Below are 1,388 nucleotides of genomic sequence, written 5' to 3' on the forward strand. Positions count from 1 at the left end.
AAGTCAATGTGAATGCCTAAAGCGGTGCGAATGGCATTGAGAAACTGGCCTAATGTAACGGCTGGCACGTGGCCCGAAAGGTCAATTTCTGTAACAGGAACATGGTGTTTGTCCTGTGCAAAAATGGCGTTAATGAGCGTGTCAAAAGAATGGTTGTTATAGACAGTTGTCTGCAAAAAGTCTTGGTATTCAGGTACATCAAAGGCCGAATAATCAAGCGTATAGCCAATGTGTTGGGCGATTCGTTCTAAGATATGAAACAAAAACAGTTGCGGAGAAGCATAATAATCTTCCTTGAGGTAAAAGCCCACCATTGAAAAATCATTGACATAGCCCTCGTAGCTTTCTCGGTCTGTACCTGTGGGGTTGTAGATGGGATAAAAAGTGTGGCTTGTTTCGGGAAAAAATACCTTGAGCTTTCGGTCTAAATAGTTGCTGACATTGTAGGGCAAAGGGTCTGCAATGGTGTTACCGTCGAAATGTTGGCCTGTAAAACAACTGCCATTGGTAGGCAAAGAAGCGTCGATAGTGGTGTTTCCCTGATTGTCTAATCCCAAACTTGGATTGAAAAACAGGGACAAATACGTGTCAATTGGATACGGCGTGGCGTTGGTGTCGTCCAATAACCTGAAGGAAATCAAAGAGACTAATTCGGCCTTGATGGTGTAGTCTTTGTTTGGCCAATCGTAGCGGTAAATGTGCGGTGAAGTTTGATTGATAAACAAACCGTATTCCACATTGGCAGCGGTGGCCACCATGAGCCAAAAGGGATAATCTTCTTCTATCCAATACGTTGTATTGGGCGGAGCTTGCCCCACTGTGCCACTGACCAAACATCTGTAAACATACTCGTCTGCATCGCGCACGTAGTCGCCTGCCTGATAAGTTTGAAAAGGCGAATACAAAGCAGGGACAAGCGGCTTACCCAAAGAAGACTGCGAAGCCTCCCAAACATTGCCGTCAGGGTCATAGACCAAATTAAACTGTTCGTAGGCCACCGTAGCCGAATAATTCGGGATAGGGTTGTGGCGGTTAATGGTGTCCACCACATCAAGGGTAAATTGATAAATAGAATCCCGAAACGGGACTTGGTAAAAGGTTCTGAAAGTTAGGTAACTGTTGGGGTCGTAGCGATAAATGGAAAAGCCGATAATTGTCCCGTCGGGAATCTGGCGGGGGATTGACCACGCGCCTTGCTCATCAAGCGCAAAGACAAAGTAATGACTTAGCTCATACGAATAGTTAGGCCGTGCATCGCCGAACAAAGGCGGCAAAGATTCTTTCAAATCAATCTCGGGCAGCATGGTATTTTTCAAAACATCCGAAGCGTTGGAAATGCCGACCAAAATCACGGTGGTATATTGTTTGGCACTTACCTTTTTGAGCTT

General features: G+C 45.4%; 1 protein-coding gene. It reads right to left on the reverse strand.

What is annotated here, in order from left to right:
- A partial coding sequence (locus BM090_RS18625) for a hypothetical protein (RefSeq protein ID WP_177200017.1) occupies window positions 1–1,388 on the reverse strand: 1,388 nt, incomplete at both ends.

This window comes from Flexibacter flexilis DSM 6793 (assembly GCF_900112255.1).
GTDB lineage: Bacteria > Bacteroidota > Bacteroidia > Cytophagales > Flexibacteraceae > Flexibacter > Flexibacter flexilis.